Here is a 23,365-nt window from a genome sequence, read left to right on the forward strand (position 1 = left end):
CAGCGCCGCTGAGGAGTTCCTTCCATGCCTTACGCCGATTCCGACGGCACCTCCCTCTACTACGAGCGCCACGGCAGCGGCCCGGCGATCCTGTTCGTGCACGGCAGCGGCGGCCACCACGCCGCCTGGTGGCAGCAGGTCGCGGCCCTGCGCGACGAGTTCACCGTCGTCACCGTCGACCTGCGCGGCTTCGGCAAGTCCGACAGCTCCATGCCCGAGTTCGACGGCCAGGACTTCCCCGGCGACGTCGTCGCGGTCCTGGAGGCCGAGGACCTCACCGACGTCATGCTGGTCGGCCAGTCCATCGGCTCCGTCGCCGCGCTCCGCGCCGGCCTGCTGCGTCCCGACCGGGTCTCCTCCGTCGTCCTCGGCCACTCCCTCGGCGGCATCAGCCACCCCGAGCTGAGGGAACTGGCCGCCGCCGACCGCGCCGAGGCCGTCAAGCTGCCGGTCATCGACCGCCTGCTGACCAAGCCGTTCCAGCGCGAGCGCGCCGACCTCACCTTCCTGTTCCAGCAGATGGGCACGTTCAACGTGGCCAGGATGCAGGACCTGCGCAACCTCGACACCAACGGCCCCTCGCTGGGGGAGATCCAGAACTCCGGCGTCAAGGTCGCCTTCCTGGTCGGCGAGAAGGACGCGGTGCTCGGCGTCAAGACCGTCACCCGCGCCCACGAACTGCTGCCCGGCTCGCACCTGGAGATCGTCCCGGGCGCCCCGCACTCCATGTACTGGGAGACGCCCGAGCCGTACAACGCCGCCATCGCCCGACTGCGCCGCACCCTCACCGCCCCGAAGGAAGCCGCATGAGCAACATCAGCCTCGACGCCGCCGAGGAGATCATCGAGGCCGCGCAGAAGCGCGCCCAGGCCATCGGCAAGGCGGTGAGCGTCGCCGTCGTCGACGCCGGTGGCTTCGTCGTCGCCATCCGCCGCCCCGACGGCGCCCGCCCGCTCACCCCCGACATCGCCCGTGCCAAGGCGTACACCGCCGCCGTCATGCAGCGCCCCGGCAAGATGCTGAAGAAGTGGCAGGAGAACCAGCCCGTCTTCTTCTCCCAGCTCTCCCAGCTCCCCGGTGCCGCCATGCCCATCATGGCCACCGAAGGCAGCGTCACCATCAAGAGGGACGGCGAGATCATCGGCGGCCTCGGCATCGCCGGCGGCACCGCCGACGAGGACCAGGTCATCGCCGACGAGGTACTCGCATCCCTGGGCTACGAACTGGAGTTCGCCGCCTGGGGTGTCGCGGGCAAGCCCGCCGGCCCCGACTCCCCGAAGGAGAGCTGACCATGGCGGACACGTTCAACTACCGCATCGACCACCACGGCAGCCTGGTCCGCCCGGCCGGCCTCGTGCCCGGCGACCCCCAGTCCGTGGCGGCCGCGGTCCGCGAGGCCGTCGTCTACCAGCGGGGGCTGCGCTCCACCGTGGTCACCGACGGCGACTTCCCCCGCGAGGACTTCCGCGCAGCCGTCCTCGACACCGTCACCGGTTTCCGCCGTACCGACGAGACGGGACCCGACGGCCTGGTCCGCTGGGTCGCCGAGTCGCTGCCGAAGGCCGACGGCCCGCTGCTCGCCGACTGGGCCGGCCGGCTCGCCGAGCAGACGGTGATCGCCCCGAAGGCCTCCCTGCCCTCGCCCGCGTACCTCGCGGCCACCACGTACCAGCCGGGCCTCGGCGTCTCCTCCGCCCGCGAACTGGGCGAGGCCCTCGCCGAGATCATCCAGGCGGAGATCGCCCTGCTGGTCGCCAAGGGCGTCCGCCTGATCCAGCTCAACAACCCGCTCCTGCTCGGCCAGACCGGCACCGAGCCGGCTCCCGGCGGCGCCCTCGCCTTCGGGGACGCCCTCGCCGTCGACGCGGCGGCGGTACGCCTGGACGAGCGCCCCGAGGGCGTACGTGTCGGGGTGGCGCCCGGCTGGGCGGCCCCGGACGCGGTGGACCGGGCCCGCGCCGAGCGGATGTACGCCGCGATCCCGGCCGACCGCTGGGTGCTGCCGTTCGACCAGGGCACCGTCGCCGAGACCGACCTCGTGCGGGCGCTGCCCGAGGGACGGGACTTCTGCCTGGGCGTGGTCGACGCGACCCGGCCGGAGCTGGAGGACATCGGCACGGTGATGTCCCGCATCGACCCGCTGGAGGCGTTCGTCGACCTGGAGGACGCGGCCGTCGCCCCCTCCCGGGGCTTCGCGGACGTCGCGGCCCGGCCGCTGCTCGACGCGGAGGACCAGCGCCGCAAGATGGTGCTGGTCGAGACGATCGCCCGGTACTGCTGGGGCAACGAGTTCTGACCGGAGGCGGCGGGGGCCGGTCCGTCCCCCGGTTCCCGGGCACCTCGGCCCCTCGCCGCCCTCCGCCACCGGCGGGACGCACGGCCACGTGCGCGCGGGGTACGCACGGCCACGTGCGCACGGCGTGCCGTCGCCGGCCGGGCGGGCCCGGACGCGCGCCTTCGGCGCCCCGCACGTGCCGTGCGGCCGGTGCCGAGCCCCCTCGGCGCCCGGCGGCGGCCCCTCGCTCCGCCCGGGCGCACGGCTCCCGCCGCCGGGCCCCGGCACCGGTGACGGCGGCCGGCGCCAAGTCGTACGGCGGCATCAGCCGAAAGGGCCGGCGGCGCCGCCCCCCGGGGCCGAGCACCACCGGCCGGCGCACCCGCGCGCCCGGCGCGTCGACCGGCCGGACCCCGGCGGCCGGCGGAGCGGCGGCCGGTCCGGCGGGGTCCGGTAACGGCCCGGGGCCCGCGCCGTCAGAGCACCTCGGCGAAGGTGACCGACCGGTCCGTCAGCAGCGGCCACACGGTCTCGACGATCTGCTCCTTGAAGTGCGGGGCCGCCTTGTGCGCCTCGAACCCGGCAGCGTCCTCGTAGCGCTCGTACAGCAGGAAGCCGCCGGGCTCGTCCGCCACCGCGTGCACGTCGTAGGCGAGGTTCGCCGGTTCGGCACGGGTCGCCTCCCGCGCCGTCAGCAGGGCGGCTCGCACCGCGTCCGCGTCCGCGGGCGCGCAGCGGTAGTGGGCGACGACTGCGTAGGCCATGATGTGTCTCTCCTCGGCTGCTCACGACTGACGGGCGTACCGTCCGGCCAGCAGATTCCAGCACGGATCACCTCCCGGCCCACCTGCGCGCGGTGCAAGCAATGCCTGCCGCCGCCGGGCTGGTGGGCCGGCCCCGCATGGTGTGTTGTCGCTTCCGGCCCTGCACGGCCGACCCGTTGGGACCGCGGTCACCGATACCGCGGTCGACGAAGGAAGTGATCTGATGCGCAACCTGGAAACGCTCCTGGGCGGAGAGTGGGTGACGACCGGCGAGTGGATCGACGTCCACGACCCGGCCGACGTCCGCGCCCCCGTGGCCCGGATTCCGGCCCTGTCCGCGAAGGACGTCACCCGGGCCTATGACCACGCCGAGCAGGGTTTCACCGTCTGGAAGCGCACCAGTCCCTTCGAGCGTGCCCGGGTCTTCACCGACGCCGCCCGGCTGCTCCGCGAGCGGCTCGACGAGATCGCCGCCGACGTCACCGCCGAGAACGGCAAGACCGTCGCGGAGGCCCGCGGCGAAGCCGGCAAGGCCGCCGACTTCCTGGACTACTACGCCGGCCTCGCCCGCCAGGGCTACGGCACCCTCCTGCACGACGCCCGTCCGAACACCCGCACGCACACCCAACGCGAACCCATCGGCGTGATCCTGGTGATCAGCCCCTGGAACGACCCGCTGATCACCCCGGCCCGCAAGCTCGCCCCGCTGCTCGCCACCGGCAACGCGGCCGTCTTCAAGCCCGCCACCGACACCCCGATGTCGGGGCTGCACTTCGCGCGCGCCCTGCACGACGCGGGCCTGCCGGCCGGTGTGCTGAACGTCGTCACCGGACGCACCCGCGAGATCGAGGAGGCCCTCCTCGACGACCCGCGGATCGCGGCCGTCACCTTCACCGGGTCCAACGAGGTCGGCAACTCCATCCGCCGCCGCCTCGGCGACCGCAACGTCCGCTTCCAGGGCGAGCTGGGCGGCAAGAACGCCTCCGTCGTCCTCAAGGACGCCGACCTCGCCGCCGCGGCGAAGACCGTCACCGCCGGCTCCTTCGGCCAGGCCGGACAGCGCTGCACCGCCACCAGCCGGGTCGTCGTCGAACGGCCGGTGTACGAGGAGTTCACGCGCCTGCTGGTCGCGGAGGTCGAGAAGCTCACCGTCGGACCGGGCAGCGACCCGGCGACCACCCTGTGCCCCCTGGCCGGCCCCAAGCAGCGCGACGGCGTCCTCGCCGACCTGGCCAGGGCGGTCGAGGAGGGGGCCCGGGTCCTCACCGGCGGCGGCGCCGACACCGAGGGCGACCGTGCGCACGGCTGCTACGTCCGGCCGACCGTGCTCGGCGACGTCACCCCCGAGATGGCCGTCTGGCGGGACGAGGTCTTCGGCCCGGTCCTGGCCGTCCGCGCCGTCGACGGCTTCGCGCAGGCCGTGGAGGCGGTCAACGACTCCGTGTACGGACTGGCCGCGGCCGTCTTCACCCGCGACATCGGCGCCGCCCACCGCTTCGTCGACGAGGCCGAGTGCGGCCAGATCGCGGTCAACCACCCCACTCCGGGCTGGGACGTGCACCTGCCCTTCGGCGGCTTCCACGACTCGGGCACGGGCTACAAGGAGCAGGGCGACGAGGTCCTGCGCTTCTCCACCCGCGTCAAGACGGTCGCCGTCCACTTCGGTGCCTGAGCACGCCGTGCACGTCATGAGAGAGGAGGATGCCGATGGCTGACGAGACGATCGGCATCGTCGGCGCCGGCATCGTGGGTCTGGCCCTGGGCCGTGAGATCGCGCTGAGGCGCCCCGGCACCCGGGTCGTGGTGTTCGAAAAGGAGCGGGAGGTCTCGCTCCACCAGACCGGCCACAACTCGGGCGTCGTGCACGCCGGCATCTACTACACGCCCGGCAGCCTGAAGGCGGACCTGACCGTCCGCGGCGTGGCGCTGCTGCGCGAGTACTGCCAGGAACGCGAGCTGCCCTACCGGGAGATCGGCAAGCTGGTCATGGCGGTCCGCCGGGACGAGCTGGGCCGCATGGAGAACCTCTACCAGCGGGCGAGGAACAACCACGTGCCCGACCTGCGCAGGGTCTCCCAGGACGAGATCAGGGAACTGGAGCCCCACGCCGGCGGCATCGCCGCCCTGCACTCGCCGCGCACCGCGATCACCGACTACCCGGCGATCGCCCGGGAGTTCGCCAAGGACATCACCGGCTCCGGCGGCGAGGTGAAGCTCGGCTTCCCCGTCACCGGCATCACCAGCGTTCCCGGCGGCATCGAGGTCGCCTCCGGACAGCAGCGCGTCAAGGCCGACCGGCTGATCCTGTGCGCCGGCCTCCAGTCCGACTCGGTGGCCAGACTCGCGCAGGACAAGCACGAACCGAGGATCATCCCGTTCCGGGGTGAGTACATGCTGCTCAAACCCGACCGCGCCCACCTGGTGCGCGGCCTGATCTACCCGGTGCCCGACCCGCGCTACCCCTTCCTCGGCGTGCACTTCACCCCGCGGGTCGACGGCACCGTCGAGGTCGGCCCCAACGCCGTGCTGGCCCTGGCCAGGGAGGGGTACACACTCGCCAGGATCTCCCCGAAGGACCTGCTCGGCCTGGCGGCCTACCCCGGCACCTGGAGGATGGCGGCCCAGCACTGGCGTACCGGCGTCAAGGAGTACCGCGGCTCGCTGTCCGCCACGGCCTTCATGCGCGACGCGGGACGCTACGTCCCCGGTGTCGGCGCGAAGGACGTGGTACGCGGCGGAGCGGGCGTCCGCGCCCAGGCGCTGGACCGGGACGGCGCCCTCGTGGACGACTTCCGCATCCACCAGGTGGGCCGGATCACCGCCGTGCGCAACGCCCCCTCGCCGGCCGCCACCGCCTCCATGGCGATCGCCGAGCACATCGCCGACGCCGTCTTCGCAGGCGCGTGACAGCGTGCCGCACGACCTGCCGCGCAATCTGAGAACCCCCTGCGTGCGGCGTACTTCCGCGCAACAACAGCTTGCATCCCGGGCTCTCTGCAAGGCCCCGGTACCCGCCTAGCGTTCCTTCCGCGACACCGCACCACCCCCCCTACGAGAAAGAGAGCCCACGACATGTTCGTCGTCGACACCCAGATCCACATCTGGAAGGAAGAGACCCCGGACCGCCCCTGGGTCCCGGGCGCCCGCGAGCGCATCCGCCTCAACGGCCACCGTGAGGACCCCTTCTCGTACGAGGAGGCCCTGGAGCTGATGGACGAGGCCGGCGTCAACCGCGCGCTGATCCTCCCGCCGTCCTGGGAGGGCAACCGCATCGACTACGCCCTGGAGGCGTGCGAGGCCCACCCGGACCGCTTCGGCATCATGGCCCGCGTCCCGCAGGACAACGAGGCCGAGGGCACCGCGATGCTCAAGGACTTCGCCCAGAACCCGCACGTCAAGGGCACCCGTCTCACCTTCCACCGCCCGCAGGACCGCAACTGGATGATCGACGGCACCAACGACTGGTACTGGCCGATCGCGGAGGAACTGCGCATCCCCACGATGGTCCACGCGCCCATCTGGAAGCGGGAGCTGGGCGAGATCGCCGCCAAGCACCCCGAGCTGAAGATCATCATCGATCACATGGGCATCATGGCCCGCTGCGTCGACGACGCCATCGGCTACTGGGTCCAGGAGACCGCCGACCTCGCCCCGCACCCGAACATCTACGTGAAGGTCTCGGCGCTGCCGGGCTACTCCACGCAGCCGTTCCCCAACATGAACATCCAGAAGTACGTGCGCGAGATGGTCGACAAGATGGGCCCGCAGCGCTGCTTCTACGGCACCGACATCACCCGCCTGCTGGGTCACGGCATCACCTACACCGACACGATCGAGCAGTTCACCAAGCACTGGGACTTCACGCCCGAGGAGCTTGAATGGATGATGGGCCGCGGTATCTCCGAGGTCCTGAACTGGCCGTACGAGGGCTGAGGAACCACACGAGATGACGGACAGCAAGAACAGGCCGGGCGCCGACGGCGGTGACGCCGTCGTCTCCGCCTTCAACGCCGTCGGCGCCGACTACATCTTCTGCTCATCGGGGTCCGAGTGGGCCCCGGTGTGGGAGTCGCTGGCCCGCCGGCACCGCGACGGCGAACCGGCGCCGACGTACCTGGACCTGACCCACGAGACGGTGGCGGTCGGCATGGCCACCGGCTACGGGCTGGTCGAGCGCCGCCCCCAGGGTGTGCTGCTGCACGCCGCCCCCGGCCTGCTCCAGGGTTCCATGGCCGTGCACGGGGCGCTGCTGGCCGGCGTCCCCATGGTGGTCACCTCCTCGGAGTCGACCACGTACGGCGACGGCCCCGGCCAGGACCCGGGCGGCCAGTGGTACCGCAACCTGTCCATCGTGGGCGGCCCGCACCACGTGGCCCAGCCGTTCACCAAGTGGGCCAACGAGGCCGCGCACATCAGCACCCTGCCCACGATGATCACCCGGGCGGCGGAGCTGGCCTGGCGGGCCCCGGCGGGCCCCGCCTACCTCAACATCCCGCTGGAGATCCTGCTGGAGGACTGGGACGGCCGCGAGGCCAAGCCCGTCGTCAAGCCGGGCTCCATGCACTCCTCGCCCGAGGAGGTCGAGCCGGTCGCGCAGATGCTCCGCGAGGCGAAGAACCCGGTCGTCGTCACCGAGACGGCCGGCCGCGAAGCGGGCGGCTTCGAGTCCCTGGTCGCCTTCGCCGAGGCGTGGAACATCCCCGTCGTCGAGCCGGACTCGGCGGTGTGCGCGAACTTCCCCCGCACCCACCCCCTCCACGCCGGCAGCGACATCGGGCCCTGGATGGACGAGGCGGACCTGATCCTCCTGGTCAACTGCCGGGCCCCGTTCTACCCGCCGAGCCGGAAGCCGTCCAAGGCGAAGATCGTCGTCATCGACCAGGTGCCGCAACGTCCGCACATCGTCTACCAGGTGCTCTTCGCGGACGTCTACCTGGAGGGCAACGTCGCCAACACCCTGCGCCAGCTCGCCAAGCGGGCGAGGGATCTGGACGAGGCCGCGGTCACCGCGCGCCGCGCCGCCCAGGAGGAACGCCACACCGCCGAACGCGCGGCCGCCACCGCCGCCGAGGCGAGGGCCGAGCAGTCCGAAGGGGTGGACCCGGTGCTGGTCGCCGCCACCCTCCGTAAGCTGCTGGCCGGCCGGGACGGCATCGTCGTCGACGAGACCATCACCCACAGCAAGGCCGTCAAGCGGCACCTGCGGACCGACGCCCCGGACTCGTACTTCTACGTCCAGGGCGGCCTCGGCCAGGGCATCGCGGTCGCGCTCGGCGTCAAACTGGCGGCCGGGGAACGCCCGGTTGTCCTCACCGTCGGCGACGGCGCGTTCACCTACAACCCGGTGATCCAGTCGTACGACGCGGCCAACACCTACGGCCTGCCCGTGCTGATCGTGGTCTTCAACAACCGCGTCTACAAGTCGATGAACCTCAACCACCGGCGCTTCTACCCCGACGGCGCGGCGGCCGAGACCGGCGAGTGGCTCGGCACCGACCTGCACCGCCTGCCCCGCCTCGCGGCCTTCGCCGAACCCTTCGGCATGCACACCGAGACCGTCGACACCACCGACGCCCTCGCGCCCGCCCTGGAGCGCGCGCTGAAGGCCGTGGCGGAGGGCACCACCGCCGTCGTCGACGTCCTCGTCACCCGCTGACCCAGGAGACCTACGCACCATGACCGACACTCCGATCCCGGCCCCGAAGCCGGGCAAGGTCCGCGTCCCCGCCGACGAGCTGCGCACCTTCGCCGCCGCCCTCCTGGAGAAGGGAGGCCTGAGCGCCGAGCACGCCCGCACCACCGCCGACGTGTTCGTCTGGGCGGCGCAGCGCGGCGTCGAGTCGCACGGCGTGGCCCGCGTGCCCGCCTACCTCGACCTCCTCGCCAAGGGCGTGGCCAACGCGCACCCCGAACTCAAGGTCGAGTCGACCACCCAGGCCGCCGCCGTGATCGACGCCGACCGCGCCCCCGGCCCCGTCGCGCTGAGCGCCGCCGCCGACGAAGCGGTCGAGCGGGCCCGCACCTACGGCATCGCCTCCGTCGGCGTACGCCGCACCGTGCACACCGGCGCCATCGGCTACTACGTCTCCCGGATCGCCGAACAGGGCCTGGTCGGCCTCGGCTTCGTGGCCGGCATGCCCAACATGGGCTACACGGGCGTCAAGGGTGCGGCGGTCGCCACCAGCCCCCTCGCCATCGCCGTCCCCGCCGCCGGCCACGCCCCGCTCCTCCTCGACATGGCGACGGCCACCATCGCCCTGGGCAAGATCCGCCAGGCCAAGGCGAACGGCACGCCGCTGCCCGAGAACGCCGCCGCCGCCGAGGACGGCACTCCCACCACCGACCCCGCGCTGGCGACCATGCCGCTGCCGCTGGGCGGCGCCAAGGGGTCGGGCATGTCCCTCGCCTTCGAGCTGCTCACCAGCGTCCTGGTGGGCGCGCCGATCTTCTCCGCCTTCCACTCGGACGACCCGGCCGGCCGCAAGCACCGCCAGAACGCCCTGCTGATCGCCGTCGACCCGGCGGCCTTCGGCGGCAGCGCCGAGGACTTCACCGGCGCCGTCGACACCACACTGGACACGCTGAAGGGCCTGCCGGTGGCGGAGGGCGCCTCCGGCGTGTACTACCCCGGCGAGCGCAGCGCCGCCGTCGCGGCGGAACGCGGCGCGAACGGGGTGCCGGTGGCGCCGAAGGTGTGGAGCGAACTCGCGCAGGCCGCCGAGAGGTTCGGCATCACGCCGCCCGACGCCGCCTGACCCGGGGGACCGTACGTCGCCGGCCGAACGCAAGGGGGGACGGCCGGCGACCTCCTCCACCGGACGCGTGCGGCGGGGGCGGGCGAGGGGCGGGCGGGACGCACCTGCTGCTCGTCGGCGGGTGCCCTCACCCGTGCCGGCGGCGCTGCCCGATGACGAAGGCGAGTGCGACCACCGACACCGAGCGCCGGCCGTCGGGCGTGCGCGCGCCGTCTGGTGGCCCATCTGCTCCAGTCGTTCCGCACCGCCCCGGCCAACGAACCGCTGCCCCCGCCGACTGCACTGACGCCACGCAGCCTCCCGATGGCACCCGACAATCCCCCGAGGCGACGGCTCCCCAGGGCCTGACATGGAGATCGGCCACGGGGGCGTCGGTGAGGGCGGTGGCGGCGAGCATCGCGTTCCTCCCCGATGACCCGGCCTGGTGGCTCGTGGGTGCGGTGCTGGTGGCGCTCCCCGGCCCGACGGCGGCAGGCGCACCGCCTGGTTGGCCGTGCGCACGCTCCTGTGGCGCACCGGCGTCAGCGCCGGTACCGTCCCGTTGCCCGGTCGGCTTCGCCCTCGGCACCGCCGGAACACTGCTCCAGTCCGTCACGCACAACGCCCTCGCCTCACCCGACACCCTCGCGGTCACGGCCGGCGCCTACTTCACCCTCACCCTCGTCACGGCCTTCGGCCTGACCGTCCCGTTGTGGGCGTCGGGGGCCGTCGCCTTCGCCGGCGGCCTGCTCGCGGCGGCACTGGTCCTGCTCCTCGCGGGCCGCGCCGCGGGCACCTCCGGCACCCGGCTGATCCTCGCCGGATCGGCGATGGCGATGGCGCTGGACGCGGCGACGGGCACGCTCCTCATCCTGTTCAACCAGAACACGACCGGCCTCTTCGCCTGGGGCAGCGGTTCGCTCGCACAGCTGAACATCGACGCGTCGGTACGCGCGTGGCCGCTGGTGGCCGGAGTGCTGTGCCTCGCCCTGGCCCTGTCCCGGCGGCTGGACGTGATGAACCTCGGTGACGACACCGCGTCCACCCTCGGCGTGCCGATCCGCACCACGCGCGTCACCGCCGTCCTCTGCGCGGTCCTGCTCACCAGTACGGCGGTGACGCTCGCTGGCCCCATCTCCTTCGTCGGTCTCGGCGCCCCCGTCCTGGTCCGCCTGATCGCGAACCGGCTCCGGGCACTGCGCCGGCACCTGTACGCGGTTCCGGCGGCCGGACTGGTCGGCGCGCTGCTCGTCCTCCTCGCCGACGCCGTCCTGCGCGCAAGGTGTCCCGGGAGGCACTCGACCGCCGCGCGGAGCTGTCGTTGTGGCGCGACGCGACCAACTTCCCCTCCTGCGAACCCGTCGGACTGGGCGTCGCCGTACGCCGGGCCCGGCCGTCGTCCCCCGTCACGGTCCACCTCGACACCGACCGGCCCGTCCTCCTCGGCCACCTGCCGGAACACGAACGGGAGTGGCGCGCGATCCTCCAGCGGGCCTCGCGCACGGAGGCGCAACGGACCGGTCTCCCGGTCGACCCGGACCACCTGCCCATGACCGCGATCCGTGCCGCGGTCGAACGCCGGGCACACGTACTGCTCCTCATCTCGCTCGACACGATGCTGGGGTTCGACGTACCACACTGGGTGCTCTGTCACGGCGCCGTGCCGGGCGCCCTCGTGATCGACGATCCATGGGCCAACACGGCGACGGGGGACACCTGGCTCGACGCCCACCTGCTGCCCGTCCCGGACACCACGCTCGACACGATGTCCGCCCACGCGCCGGACGGCTTCCGCGGCGCCGTGACCATCCCCGGTGAGCCTGACTGACCTGACGACCACCACCACGCGTCCCGGCCCCCTCGCGCGACGACTGAGCCGCTGAGTACCAGCAGCGTCCGGTCCGGGAGCAACGGCTCGATCCGCGCCCACTGCACATCAGCCGACGGCACACCCGCACCGGCGACCTGCTGATCCGCACGAAATGGCCTGGCCAGGGGCTGCCGTACGGCTACCGGGCCCGTACCCGGCTCACCGGCCGGGGCCGGCCTCAGCGGCCCTGCGGGCGGTTTCCCGGCGGCAGGAGGCACCGGTGTGCAGGTTGGCGGTGGCGGCGGTGACGACCGAGTCGAGCCGGTCCCGGGTGTGCAGGAGGTCGGTGATGCGCCGGTCGACCTGCTCGCGCTCCGCCGCCAGCCGTTCGACCAGGCCGGAAGTGGCGCGGCCGTCCACGACGCACGGCAGCAGCTCGGCGATGGTCCCACTGGACAGCCCGGCGGCGTAGAGCTGCTGGATCAGCCTGACCCGGTCGACCGCGCTCTCAAGGTAGTGGCGCTGGCCGCTGGGGCTGCGTTCGGCGCCGAGCAGGTTCTGCTCCTCGTAGTACCGCAGGGCCCGGACGCTGACGCCGGTCCGGGCGGCGAGCTCTCCGATGCGCACAACCCCTCCTGTGCGGCAGCCGTTCCACGACTTGCCTCTGACGTCAACGTCAGGTTTTAGCGTAACCGGGTCGTCCCGGCGTACGCCTCGCCGGGGGTTCTCTCCAAGGAAGAAGCCATGTGATGACCACATACCCGGCGACCGGCCTCACCGGCCCCGAGCCCACCCCCTCCGTGTCCGTCCGACCGGTCGTGCTGCCCGCCCCCGGACGCGGCGAGGACCTGCACGTCCGCGTCTCCGCACCGGTCACCGGTACCGAGCTGCCGATCGTGCTGTTCGCGCACGGTTTCGGCTCGCACCTGGACGGCTACGCGCCCTTGACCGACCACTGGGCCTCCCACGGTTTCGTGGTGCTCCAGGCGACCCACCTCGACTCCAGGCGCCTCGGCCTCGCCGCGGACGACCCCCGCAGGCCTCATCTGTGGCACCACCGCGTGCAGGACATGAAGACGATCCTCGACGCACTGGACATCCTGGAGTCGTCCGTGCCCGGCCTGGCCGGCCGCGTGGACCGCAGCCGCGTCGTCGCGGCCGGACACTCCTTCGGCGGCCAGACTGCGGGGGTCCTCCTGGGGCTGCGCGTCAAGGACCCCCGGACCGGACACTGGGAGGACCTGTCCGACCCCCGGGTCATGGCCGGCGTCCAGCTGGCCACGGCCGGCAAGGGCGGCGACGATCTGACGCCCTTCGCCCTGGAGAACGCCCCCTGGCTGCGCGAGCAGGACTTCTCCCACATCACCGCGCCCGGACTCGTCGTCGCCGGCGACAAGGACGAACTCCCCCTCTCCACCCGGGGGCCGTCCTGGACGACCGACCCCTACACCCTCGCCGGCGGCGACAAGAGCCTGCTGACGGTCTACGGCGGGCAGCACTCCCTCGGCGGCATCGCCGGCTACGAGGCGGCGGAGACCACCGACGAGAACCCCGCGCGCGTCGCCCTCGTCCAGCAGGTCACCCTTACCTACCTGCGCCACGTCACCGGCGTCGACGACACCGACTGGGAAACGGCGCGGGCCGCTCTCGCCGGTGACGCCCATCCGCTGGGACGGCTGGAGTCGAAGCGGGCCCTCTGACTGCCTCTGGCTGTGTCGTCCCACGAGGTTGGTTCGACGAGGCCCTCGAACGAGAGCTGCCGCGGGATCGTCTCCAGCGGTTCCGGTGGCAGGTCGAACACGACGCGGTAGCGCTTCACCTGGAGAGTGCTTCTTCCCATGCAGCCAACAGGACCCTCGACAAGTCCCATCGTTGCAGGTCAGGAGCGCTTTCCGCTTATTTGATCAAACTTCGGACACCCCACCTGGCGAAAGCGCGAGGCCAGGGCCCTTGCCGGCCGGACCCGTGCGTGGCGCCGGTCAGTACAGCTTCTTCCCCTCCGCCAGCATGGCGACGAACTTCTCGATGCGGGCCGCGCGAGTCTCCGGCTTCTTGGCGTCCTCGACCCGGTGCAGGATCGCGTAGCGGTTGCGGCTGTCCAGGGTGGCGAAGAAATCACGGGCCGCGGGCGCCGCGTCCAGGGCGGCCTGGAAGTCGGCAGGCACCGTCGCCTTGCTCTGCGCCGCGTACGCCGCCTCCCAGCGGCCGTCCTTCTTCGCCTTGTCCACCTCGCGCTGCCCGGCGGGCCGCATCCGGCCGGCCTCGATCAGTTCGGTGGCCTTCTCCCGGTTCACCTTCGACCACTTGCTGCCGGACCGCCGGGGCGTGAAGCGCTGCAGCCAGTGCTGCTCGTCCTGCTTTTTCTTCTGCCCGTCGATCCAGCCGTAACACAGGGCGGACTCCAGCGCGTGGGCGTAGTCGACGCCCTCCTCCCCGGAGCCGTTCTTCGGGATCCGGAACCAGACCCCCGGCGTGTCCTCGTGGTGCTCATCGAGCCACTCCTCCCATTCCTGCTGTGTGGCGAAGGACAGGACCGGATCTGGCGATTTACGCGTTCCCTCAGACATGGTCGCCATGAAAGCCCACGTCCGGGAACGGGTCAACGACCGGCCGACCGGGGCCCGACGGCGGCCCGTCCGGCCGTGCACAAAGTTGAGCAGCCGGCCCGGACCGCCCCGGCGTACCGTCCTCGCTGGTCGAGCGGCACACCGGAGGGCGGACGCATGACGACGATGTACGAGCACGTCGGCGGGGAAGAGGCACTGCGCCGGCTGGCGGAGCACTTCCACCACCTGGTGCTGGCGGACCCGCTGCTGGGCGACCTGTTCCGTGCCGGATCGCCGTACCACGCCGACCACCTCACCGCGTTCCTCGCCGAGATGCTCGGCGGCCCCGCCCGCTACACCGGCGAACTCGGCGGCTTCATCGCGCTCTTGCGGGCCCATGCCGGGATGCGCATCACCCCCGAGCAGAGCGACCGGTTCGTCACCCTGCTGCTGGGCGCCGCCGACGAGGTGGGACTGCCCGACGACGAGCGCTTCCGCGAGGCGTTCACCCGCAACGTCGAGAAGGCCGCCGGCTTCACCACCAAGGCCTCCCAGGAGGACGACCACCCCATGCTCCAGCCGCCGTACCCGGTGCTGGGCCGCTGGCAGTGGTGAACGGCACCGCTGGGACCGACCACCGAGACGAGGGGGAGCGTTGAAGCCCGCGGAGCCCGTCCCCGTGTCATCCGCCGAGGTGACCGCAGCCACCACCGGTGAGCGTCTGCTCAGCATCCTGGCGCCCCTGGTCACCCGGTCCGGGCCGCTGGACCCGGACACCGACCTGGCCGACGCCGGACTCTCCTCGCTCGCCGCCGTGCGGCTGATGCTGGAGATCGAGACCGAGTTCGGCACCGAGGTGCCGCTCCTCTTGCTCCGGGAGTGCCGCACCCCGCGCGACCTCGCTGACCGGATCGACCGGGCCGACGGCGCGGACGGCGGCGGCGCCGTCGCCGGACCCGTGGACGTGGTGGCCGAGCCCGCCTCCCGCCATGCCCCCGCCCCGGCGACCCCCATGCAGGAGGCGTACGTCGTCGGCAGGTACCCTGAGCTGGACCCGGACGCCTACGGCTGCCACCACTACCACGAGTTCGCCCTCGACGGGCTGGACGCCGGCCGGCTGGCCCGCGCTTGGCGGCGGCTGGTGACCCACTTCGACGCCCTCCGGCTCACCGGCGTCGGCCGCGGCCAGCACGTCCAGGAGAGCGTGCGGGTGCCGGAGCCCGTCGTGCACGAGGTGGCGGACGCGGACGCGCTGGAGACCGGGGCGGACTCCGTCCGCCGCCGGCTGTCCCACCACCGCTACCCTCCGGGCCACTGGCCGCCGTTCCGGGTCGAGATCTGCCGGGAGCCCGCTGGACGCGCCGTCGTCCACCTCAGTCTCGACGGCACGGTCTCCGACGCTCACGGCACCGACCTACTGCTGCACCACTGGTGGCAGGCGTACGCGGACGACGCGCACCCGCTGCCCGAGGTGCCGTTCAGCCTCCGCGACACCCTGGTCGCGCTCGCCCGCCACCGTGCGTCCACCGCCCACCGGACCGCCCTGTCCCGGGCCGCCGAACGGCACAAGGGCCTGCCCGGCGGCCCACCCGTCCTGCTCGCCGAACCACCCCAGCCGCCGCCCGGCCGCGACGGCCACCTGCGCGTCCCGCGCCGAGGGCGGCTCACCCCGGACCAGTGGGCGGGCCTGCGCGCCCGGGCCGCCGCGCTGCGCGTCTCACCCACCTCGCTGGTGCTGACCGCCTTCACCGAGGCACTGGCACCGGCCGGTCAGGACGACCCGTTCACCCTCGTCCTGACCACCACGGACCGGCCCCGGCTACCGCTCGCGGCCGAGGGACTCGTCGGCCCCTACACCTCCGGATGCCTGCTCGTCGTCGACCCGTGGACCTCCGCCGCTGACCCGGACGACACCGCCCGCGCCCTGCACCAGCGGGTGTGGGAGGCACTGTCCCACGCGGGCGTCGGCAGCGTCGAGGTGCTGCGCGAACTGCGCGCCCAGGGCACCCGGGCGCCCGCCCTGCCCGTCGTCTTCACCAGCCTGCTCGACCTGGCCTTCGACGGTGCCGGACGGGGGAGCCTGCGCGACCACGAGCGGTACGCCGTCGGCCAGACCTCCGGCATCGCCCTCGACCACCAGATGCGGGAGCGTGAAGGCGGTCTGGACTTCCGCTGGGACACCGCCGACGCCCTCTTCCCGCCGGGTGCGCCCGACGTCCTGTTCGGCCGCTTCCACCGGCTGCTGCACGGACTGTGCGAACCGGCACCCGACACCGCCCTGCCCGCCCGGGACCTCCAGCAGGCTTACCTGGTGGCCCGGCTCGACGGCCGCACCGACCGCGGCTGCCAGTACCACCAGAGTTTCCACGTCGACGACCTGGACCTCCCACGGCTGCGCGACGCCTGGCACGGACTCGTCGCCGCCCACGAGGCGCTGCGCCTGCGCACCGGCGCCGACGGCACGCTCGGAGTCCTGGCCACGGCCCCGGTTCACGCGCCGGTCCTGGTGTTGGACGTACCCGAGGGCGCGGACGCCGACGCCGTCGACCGCGCCGTCCGCGCCGACCTGACGCACTGGCCCTTCGGCCTCGGCCGGGGCGCGCACACCGACCTCCGGGTGGTCCGGGCGCCCGGGCGGCCCGCCACCGTGCACCTGGCCGTCGACCTGCTCGTCGGGGACGCCCGCAGCATCGTGCTGCTCGCCCGCGACCTGCTGCGCCGGTACGCCGACCCCGCCGCTGCCCCGCCGACCCCGACCCGGCTGCCCCGTGCACCCCGGCCGGTGACCGAGGCGGCCCGCGCCCACTGGCGGGACCGGCTCGCCGACCTGCCGGCCGGGCCGCCGCTGAAAGACGCGGAAGGACCCGCGCGCCCCCGGCGCCGCGAACGCCTCCTCACCCACCGCACGGCCCTCGCGACCTGGGCCGACCGCCACGGAGTCAGCCTCGACGCCACCCTGCTGGCCGCCTGCTGCACCGCGCTGGGCGCCCTGCACGACGAGCCGTTCGCGCTGCCCGTGGTCTGCTTCACCGGTCCGGACGCGCAGCGCCCCGCCGAGTTCACCGAACTCACCTGGGTCCGCTCACCGGCGGCCGCCACCGGCCTGCCGGCCCTCGCCCGCGCCTACCACCGGCAGCTGACCGAGGACCTGGAACGGGGCGACGGCGCCGGTCTCGCCGAGATGCGCGCGCTCGTCGTGCGGCGCCGCAGGGACGCGGAGTCCGCGTACCCCGTGGTCTTCACGACCGTGCTCGACGTCTCCGCCCGTCCCCTGCCGGCCGGTGTGCGGCCCGGCCCCGCGGGCACGGCCACCACCGACGTCGCCCTCGACTGCGTGACGGTCGACGACGGAACGGTGCTGCACCTGGCCTGGGACGCGCTGGACGAACGGTTCGCGGACGGAGTGCTGGACCGGGCGTTCGCGCACTACGCCGACCTGCTCACCGCGCTGGCGGAGGAGACCGCCCCGGACGCGGAGGACGGCGACCCGGCCGACGCCGAGCGTCACCGCACCCTGTACGGGTTCAATGACACCGCCCGTCCCTACCCGGCCGAGGGCCCCGTCCACCTGCTCTTCGAGGAGCAGGTGCGCAGCCGCCCCGACGCGGTCGCGCTGCGCTGGCGCGAGGGCACCATGACGTACGGCGAACTCAACCGCCGGGCCAACCTGGTCGCCCACCGGCTGCGGCGGGCCGGTGTCGGGGACGGCACCTCCGTGGGCATCTCCGTGCGGCGCGGCCCGGCGATGGCCGTGTCCGTGTTCGCCGTCCTGAAGGCGGGCGGCGCCTACGTCCCCGTGGACCCCGCGCTGCCCCGCGACCGCGCCCACGGCATGCTCCAGGACACGCACACCGGGCACCTGCTGGTCACGGCGGGCGGTCCCGACTGGCCGATGCCGGACGGCATGGACGTCCTCGACCTGGACGCGCCCGCGAACACCGGCGCGGACCTGCCCGACCCGGGCGACCCCGCGCCCGTCACCGGCCCGGACTCGGTCGCCTACCGGCTGTTCACCTCCGGCAGCACCGGGCGGCCCAAGTGCGTGGTGGTGGCGCACCGCTCCCTGCACAACCTCTTCGACTGGGGCCGGCGCACCTTCGGCCTCGGCCCGGGCGACACCGGGCTCTGCGTCACCTCCCTCGGCTTCGACCTGTCCGTCTTCGACCTTCTCGGACTCCTCGGGTACGGCGGCGGCCTCTACCTCGCAGACGAGGCCGAGCAGCGCGACCCCGACCTGCTCGTCGAAGCCCTGCTGCGCGCGCCGGTCACCTTCTGGAACTCCGCGCCCACCACCCTGGCCCGGCTCGTGCCGCACCTGCGGGAGCACCGCGGAGCCCCTGGCACCGGCGACCTGCGCCTGGTCTTCCTCAGCGGCGACTGGATTCCGCTGTCCCTGCCCGACGACGTGCGCGAGGTGTTCGGCGCGGCCCAGGTGATCAGTCTCGGCGGCGCCACCGAGGCCACCGTCTGGTCCAACTGGTACCCCGTCGGCACCGTCGACCCCCAGTGGCGCAGCATCCCGTACGGCAGGCCCATCGACAACGCCCGGTACTACGTGCTGGACGGCAGCCTGGAGCCCTGCCCGATCGGCGAGGAGGGCGACCTCTACATCGCCGGTGACTGTCTGAGCCTCGGCTACCACGGGCAGCCGGAACTGACCCGGGAGCGGTTCGTCCCCGAGCCGTTCGCCGGCGGGCCGGACGCCCGCATGTACGCCACCGGGGACCGGGCGGCCTACCGCGACGACGGTGTCCTGGTCTTCCTCGGACGCCGCGACCACCAGGTGAAGATCCGGGGCTTCCGGGTGGAGCTCAACGAGATCGAGCACCGGCTGCGGGCCCACCCCGCCGTGCACGACGCGGTGGTGGTGGCCCGGCCCGACGGCAGCGGGGACCGGCGCCTGGTCGCCTACCTGCTCGCCGAGCCGGGCGCCGACCGGCCCTCCGTGTCCGAGCTGCGCGCGCACGCCGCCCGGGCGCTGCCCGACTACATGGTCCCGAACTTCGTGGCGTTCCTGCCGGCCTTCCCGGCGACGGGCAACGGCAAGCTGGACCGGGACGCCCTGCCGTGGCCCCTGCCCGCGCCGAGCGAGCCCCAGGCCCCGGCGCCCGCACGGCGGCCCGCCACAGGGTCGGGCACCGTGTTCCCGCCCGCCGCCGAACTCGGCGAGGAGATCGGCACGTTGCTGGCCGGCCTGATCGGCGTGCCCGAGCTGGACCCGACGCTCGACCTGTGGGACCAGGGAGCCACCTCCTTCACCCTGGCCCAGCTCTCGACGGCCCTGCGGTCCCGCTACGGCCGCCGCATCCCGGTGTCGGCACTGCTGGCGAAGCCGACCGTGGCGGGGATGGCGGACCATTTGGCGGGCGCCGAGCCGGTGGCGGGGTCTGCAGGGGCGGGGGCGGCGGGCGAGGAACGGACCCCGGAGGGCCGTCCGTCCGAGCACCCTCTGCCGGAGGGCCGTCCCTCTGCGAACCGTCCCTCTGAGGGCCCTCCCTCTGCGAACCGTCCGTCCGAGGACCCCCCTTCGGTCGCGGAAGCCGTGGAGTTCTTCTCCGCCGAAGACCGCCACCGCTTCAAGTCGGCGGCCTGGCACCTGCGGCCGCGGTCCGTCGACGAACCGCTGCTCGTGCTCGGCGGAACGCTGCCACCCGCCGAGCGGTACCAGGAGCGCGCCACGCGCCGGGAATTCGCCGCCGGGCCGCTCGCGCACGACGCCTTCCTGCGCTTCCTGGCCGCCCTGCGCGCCCGCCCGGCCGGCGACGGACCGCGCCGCCTGTACGCGTCCGCCGGCGACACCTACGCCGTACAGACCTACCTGCACGTCAAGCCGGACGCCGTCGAGGGCGTCCCGGGTGGCCTGTACTACCACCGGCCGGACGACCACGCCCTGCAGCGCGTCACCGCCGACCCCGGGATCGACCGCACCGTCCACTTCGCCTACAACCGGCCCGTCTTCGACCGCGCGGCCTTCGAGGTGTACCTGGTGTCCGAGCCGCGCGGCATCGAGCCGCTGTACGGCGTGGAGTCGGCGCAGTACCTGGCAGTCGAGGCCGGCTACCTGGGGCAGCTGCTGATGAGCGGACAACGGGAGAGCGGCGTCGGCCTGTGCGCCGTCGGCAGTCTCGCCTTCGACCGCGTCCGCGACGCCCTGCGGCTCCATCCCGGCCAGCGGCTGCTGCACGCCTTCCTCGCCGGACCGCTGCCGGGGGACGAGGAACCCCCGGCGCGCGTCCGGCCCGCCCGGGAACGGCAGGCCGCCACCAGGGAGGAGCCCGCCGCCCGGCCGGCCCCGGCGGACATGGCCGTCATCGGCGTCGCCGGGCGCTATCCCGGCGCCGATGGCCTGGCGGAGTTCTGGGACAACCTGCGCTCCGGGCACCGCGCGGTCGGCCCGCTGCCCGCCGACCGGGCGGCCGCGTTCGCCGCCACCGGCACCTCGCCGGACCCGGCCGGGGCCTGGCCCCACGGCGGTTACCTGCGCGGCGACGACGGCTTCGACGGCCGGCTGTTCCGCGTCTCGCCCCAGGAGGCCGAGGACCTGGACCCGCAGCTGCGGCTGCTGCTGCCGGTGGTGTGGCAGTGCCTGGAGGACGCCGGCCACACGCCCGCCGGCCTCACCTCGGACGGCGAGCGGGTCGGGGTGTTCACGGCGACCATGTGGCACGACCACCGGCAGGCGGGCGAGGCCCGCTGGCGGGAGGGCGGACCGGCCCGGCTGGCGGGCGCGGCCTCGGACCTTCCGGCCCGGATCGCGCACTGCTTCGGCCTCGAGGGCCCGGCCGTCGCGGTGGACACCGCCTGCTCCTCCGCGCTGACCGCCCTGCACCTGGCCGTGACCAGCCTGCGCCAGGGGGAGTGTGACGCGGCGGTGGTGACCGGCGTCAACGTCGTCGCCCACCCCTACCACCTGGCGCTGCTGCGCGACCTCGGCCTGGCGGCCCGGCGGCCGTCGGCCGGTGCTTTCGGCGCCGAGGACAGCGGCTGGCCGCCCGGCGAGGGCGCGGGTGCCCTGCTGCTGCGCCCGCTGCGGGACGCCGTGGAGCGCCGCGACGTTCTGCACGCGGTCGTCGAGGCGACCGGCGCCGGTGCGGCCGGTCGCCCGGGCCCGTTCGGGATGCCCGCCGCCGGCCCGCTCGCCCGTTCCCTCGCCCGCATGCTGAGCAGGCACGGCCTCGCCGGGGCAGACATCGGGTACGCCGAGTGCGCCGCCTCCGGCGCCCTGCTGGCCGACGCCGCCGAACTGGAGGCCCTGCTCACCGCGTTGCGCCCGCCCGGGACCGCCGGGGACCTGGTCGTCGGCACCGTGAAACCGCACATCGGCCACCTGGAGGCGGCCTCCGGGCTGTCCCAGCTCACCAAGGTCCTGCTGCAACTGCGCGAGCGCACCCTTGCCCCGACTGCCCTGGCATCTCGGCGCACCGACCTGCCCGACTGGGCCCGGCTCACGGTCGCAGACACCGCCCGGCCCTGGACGCCCGTCACCCCGGACGCACCGCTGCGGGCGCTCGTCAACGCAGTCTCGGCGACCGGCGCCTACGGCCACGCCGTGCTCCGGTCCGCCGACGGCATCGGCTCCACGGAGGGACCGCGGTGACCGGTACCTGGCTGAAGAGCGGCGACGCCACCACGGACGCGCCGCTGCGCCTGTTCTGCTTCGCGCACGCCGGTGGCGGCGGCGGCTTCTTCCGGCCGTGGCGCGAGCTGCTGCTGCCGGAGATCGAGGTGTGCCCGGTAATCCTCCCCGGCCGTGAGACCCGCGTCGCCGAGCCCGCCTTCCGCAGCATGGAGGACCTCGTCGGCCCGCTCTGCGCGGGGCTCGCGCCTCACCTGGACCGGCCGTACGCGCTGTTCGGCCACAGCACCGGCGCGGCCGTCGCCTACGAGGTCGCCCGCCGCTTCCAGGACGACCCGGTGCGGGCGCCGCGCCGGCTGCTGGTCTCAGGGCGGCGCGCCCCGCACCTGGCGGCACGCCGGCCGCCGTTCGCGGACCTCGCCGACGACGACTTCCTGCGAGTCGTCGCCGAACTGGGCGGCACCCCGCCGGAGGTGCTGCGCCAGCGCGACCTGATGCGGATGTTCCTGCCCGCGCTGCGCGCCGACTTCCACCTCAACGAGAGCTACCGGCCGCTGCCCGGCCCCCGGCTGCGCTGTCCGGTGTCCGGGTTCACCGGCGACCGGGACCCGGAGGTCACGCCGCTGGAGCTGCGGCTGTGGGAGACCGTCAGCGACGGCCCGTTCCGGATGCGGGTCTACCGGGGCGACCACTTCTACCTCGCCGGGCTGCCCGAGCCGCTCCGTTCCGACCTGCGCCGGGACCTGCGCGAGGACATCCGGCAGACGGTGCCCTGACCCGGGTCACGGCGGACCGGGGTGCCGTATCACCGTCGCGTCCGGGCCGTGGCCCCGCCGCAGTGCCACCGCGAGGAGGTGGCGCTCGCCCCGGGGCCACTGGGCCAGCTGCCACCGCGGGCCGTCGTCGTCGGCCGCGGCCAGCCGGGGCCCGCCGGGCGCGTCCGGGGTGACGGTGTAGGAGTCCGGCGGCAGCAGGAAGCCCAGGCCGCGTGCCTTGCCGTACGCCTCCTTCAGCGTCCAGTGCCGCAGGAACACGCCGCCGCGCTCGGCGGGCGGCGCCGCGAGCACCCGCGCGGTCTCCCGAGGGTGGAACATCGTGCGCGCCACCCGCACCGGGTCCACCGTACGGTCGGTGACCTCCACGTCGACGCCGCAGTCCCATTCAGGACAGACCAGGCAGACGGCGAGGCCCGGGGCGTGGGAGACGCTGAAGCGCAGCCGGGGCACGGTGGGCGGCCCGGCGGGCTCGGGACGGCCGTGCGGTCCCGCCGTGAACCGCCAGTCGGCGGGCGGCACGTCGGGCACGCACCGGCTGAGCGCGGTCCGCAGCAGCGTGCGGGCCGCGACGTACAGGCGGCGGTCCGGGTCCCGGCGGAAGCCCTCGGCGCGGCGACGTTCCGCCGCCGACAGCAGGGCGGTGTCGCCGTAGGTGTCCGGGGCGGCTGCCCACACGTGCGCGAGGGGAGCGCCGGTGACCGCGTGATGCAGGGCGACGCGGGACGGCGGCGGGGTCCCCTGGGACACGGCGGCCTCCCGGTGCCGGTGCGGGCGCACAGCCGGCGGGCTCTCCGCGGCGTGCACCGAGCCTGCGTCGTACCCGAATGGCCCCGCCGTGCAAAAGTGAGCAGACACGCGACGTCCGTGCCGAATACAACCGGGAG

Annotated in this window: 16 protein-coding genes and 2 pseudogenes; 14 read left to right on the plus strand and 4 right to left on the minus strand. The window is 73.8% G+C overall.

Annotated features, from left to right (window positions below):
* Nucleotides 1-24 precede the first annotated feature (24 nt).
* The 3 genes from ACVV2G_RS12945 to ACVV2G_RS12955 are packed head-to-tail and all read left to right on the plus strand — an operon-like array spanning nucleotide 25 to nucleotide 2,296.
* Nucleotides 25-810 (plus strand): alpha/beta fold hydrolase, encoded by a 786-nt coding sequence (locus ACVV2G_RS12945; protein WP_453842820.1) that lies wholly within the window; start codon nucleotides 25-27, stop codon nucleotides 808-810.
* Entirely contained in the window at nucleotides 807-1,289 is a 483-nt protein-coding gene (locus ACVV2G_RS12950) for a GlcG/HbpS family heme-binding protein (RefSeq protein WP_453842821.1), read from the plus strand. Before ACVV2G_RS12945 ends, ACVV2G_RS12950 begins: the two co-directional genes overlap by 4 nt.
* A gap of 2 nt (nucleotides 1,290-1,291) precedes the next feature.
* A complete protein-coding gene (locus ACVV2G_RS12955) occupies nucleotides 1,292-2,296 on the plus strand; it encodes a methionine synthase II (cobalamin-independent)-like protein (RefSeq protein ID WP_453842822.1) in 1,005 nt (334 codons plus the stop codon).
* A 455-nt stretch (nucleotides 2,297-2,751) separates the two neighbouring features.
* Here ACVV2G_RS12955 and ACVV2G_RS12960 read toward each other — a convergent pair whose 3' ends face one another.
* A complete protein-coding gene (locus ACVV2G_RS12960; protein WP_416529199.1) occupies nucleotides 2,752-3,039 on the minus strand; it encodes a putative quinol monooxygenase in 288 nt (95 codons plus the stop codon).
* 223 nt (nucleotides 3,040-3,262) lie between these two features.
* On the opposite strand from ACVV2G_RS12960, the gene ACVV2G_RS12965 reads away from it, so the two are divergent.
* The 7 genes and pseudogenes from ACVV2G_RS12965 to ACVV2G_RS12995 all read left to right on the plus strand — a co-directional run.
* Entirely contained in the window at nucleotides 3,263-4,711 is a 1,449-nt protein-coding gene (locus ACVV2G_RS12965) for an aldehyde dehydrogenase family protein (protein WP_453842823.1), read from the plus strand.
* 35 nt (nucleotides 4,712-4,746) lie between these two features.
* The gene (gene lhgO, locus ACVV2G_RS12970) at nucleotides 4,747-5,946 is read left to right on the plus strand and encodes an L-2-hydroxyglutarate oxidase (RefSeq protein WP_453842824.1); all 1,200 of its coding nucleotides are present in this window, start codon (nucleotides 4,747-4,749) and stop codon (nucleotides 5,944-5,946) included.
* A 165-nt stretch (nucleotides 5,947-6,111) separates the two neighbouring features.
* Nucleotides 6,112-6,972, plus strand: coding sequence for an amidohydrolase family protein (locus tag ACVV2G_RS12975; protein ID WP_453842825.1), 861 nt, complete (start codon nucleotides 6,112-6,114; stop codon nucleotides 6,970-6,972).
* A 13-nt stretch (nucleotides 6,973-6,985) separates the two neighbouring features.
* On the plus strand, nucleotides 6,986-8,695 hold the full coding sequence (locus ACVV2G_RS12980; RefSeq protein ID WP_453842826.1) for a thiamine pyrophosphate-dependent enzyme: 1,710 nt from the start codon (nucleotides 6,986-6,988) through the stop codon (nucleotides 8,693-8,695).
* A gap of 19 nt (nucleotides 8,696-8,714) precedes the next feature.
* Nucleotides 8,715-9,794 (plus strand): Ldh family oxidoreductase, encoded by a 1,080-nt coding sequence (locus ACVV2G_RS12985; RefSeq protein ID WP_453842827.1) that lies wholly within the window; start codon nucleotides 8,715-8,717, stop codon nucleotides 9,792-9,794.
* A gap of 344 nt (nucleotides 9,795-10,138) precedes the next feature.
* Nucleotides 10,139-11,053, plus strand: a pseudogene (locus tag ACVV2G_RS12990) (iron chelate uptake ABC transporter family permease subunit); the annotation flags it as partial.
* Nucleotides 11,047-11,601 (plus strand): annotated as a pseudogene (locus ACVV2G_RS12995) (peptidase C39 family protein); the annotation flags it as partial. The pseudogenes ACVV2G_RS12990 and ACVV2G_RS12995, both read left to right, overlap by 7 nt.
* A gap of 201 nt (nucleotides 11,602-11,802) precedes the next feature.
* On the opposite strand, the gene ACVV2G_RS13000 reads toward ACVV2G_RS12995, so the two are convergent.
* The gene (locus tag ACVV2G_RS13000; RefSeq protein WP_453842828.1) at nucleotides 11,803-12,210 is read right to left on the minus strand and encodes a MerR family transcriptional regulator; all 408 of its coding nucleotides are present in this window, start codon (nucleotides 12,208-12,210) and stop codon (nucleotides 11,803-11,805) included.
* 122 nt (nucleotides 12,211-12,332) lie between these two features.
* On the opposite strand from ACVV2G_RS13000, the gene ACVV2G_RS13005 reads away from it, so the two are divergent.
* Entirely contained in the window at nucleotides 12,333-13,283 is a 951-nt protein-coding gene (locus ACVV2G_RS13005; protein WP_453842829.1) for an alpha/beta hydrolase family protein, read from the plus strand.
* A gap of 279 nt (nucleotides 13,284-13,562) precedes the next feature.
* Here ACVV2G_RS13005 and ACVV2G_RS13010 read toward each other — a convergent pair whose 3' ends face one another.
* Nucleotides 13,563-14,159, minus strand: a complete 597-nt coding sequence (locus ACVV2G_RS13010; RefSeq protein ID WP_453842830.1) for a YdeI/OmpD-associated family protein — start codon at nucleotides 14,157-14,159, stop codon at nucleotides 13,563-13,565.
* A gap of 147 nt (nucleotides 14,160-14,306) precedes the next feature.
* On the opposite strand from ACVV2G_RS13010, the gene ACVV2G_RS13015 reads away from it, so the two are divergent.
* The 3 genes from ACVV2G_RS13015 to ACVV2G_RS13025 all read left to right on the plus strand — a co-directional run bounded on the left by ACVV2G_RS13015 (nucleotide 14,307) and on the right by ACVV2G_RS13025 (nucleotide 22,481).
* Nucleotides 14,307-14,744: a group II truncated hemoglobin gene (locus ACVV2G_RS13015; protein WP_453842831.1), complete on the plus strand. Its 438-nt coding sequence runs from the start codon at nucleotides 14,307-14,309 to the stop codon at nucleotides 14,742-14,744.
* Between the two features lie 79 nt (nucleotides 14,745-14,823).
* Nucleotides 14,824-21,726 (plus strand): amino acid adenylation domain-containing protein, encoded by a 6,903-nt coding sequence (locus ACVV2G_RS13020; RefSeq protein ID WP_453842832.1) that lies wholly within the window; start codon nucleotides 14,824-14,826, stop codon nucleotides 21,724-21,726.
* On the plus strand, nucleotides 21,723-22,481 hold the full coding sequence (locus ACVV2G_RS13025; RefSeq protein WP_453842833.1) for a thioesterase II family protein: 759 nt from the start codon (nucleotides 21,723-21,725) through the stop codon (nucleotides 22,479-22,481). The genes ACVV2G_RS13020 and ACVV2G_RS13025 overlap by 4 nt, the downstream gene beginning before the upstream one ends.
* A gap of 6 nt (nucleotides 22,482-22,487) precedes the next feature.
* On the opposite strand, the gene ACVV2G_RS13030 is transcribed toward ACVV2G_RS13025, so the two are convergent.
* On the minus strand, nucleotides 22,488-23,228 hold the full coding sequence (locus tag ACVV2G_RS13030) for a 4'-phosphopantetheinyl transferase family protein (RefSeq protein ID WP_453842834.1): 741 nt from the start codon (nucleotides 23,226-23,228) through the stop codon (nucleotides 22,488-22,490).
* Nucleotides 23,229-23,365: the final 137 nt, after the last annotated feature.

Source organism: Streptomyces sp. JK94, assembly GCF_053613315.1.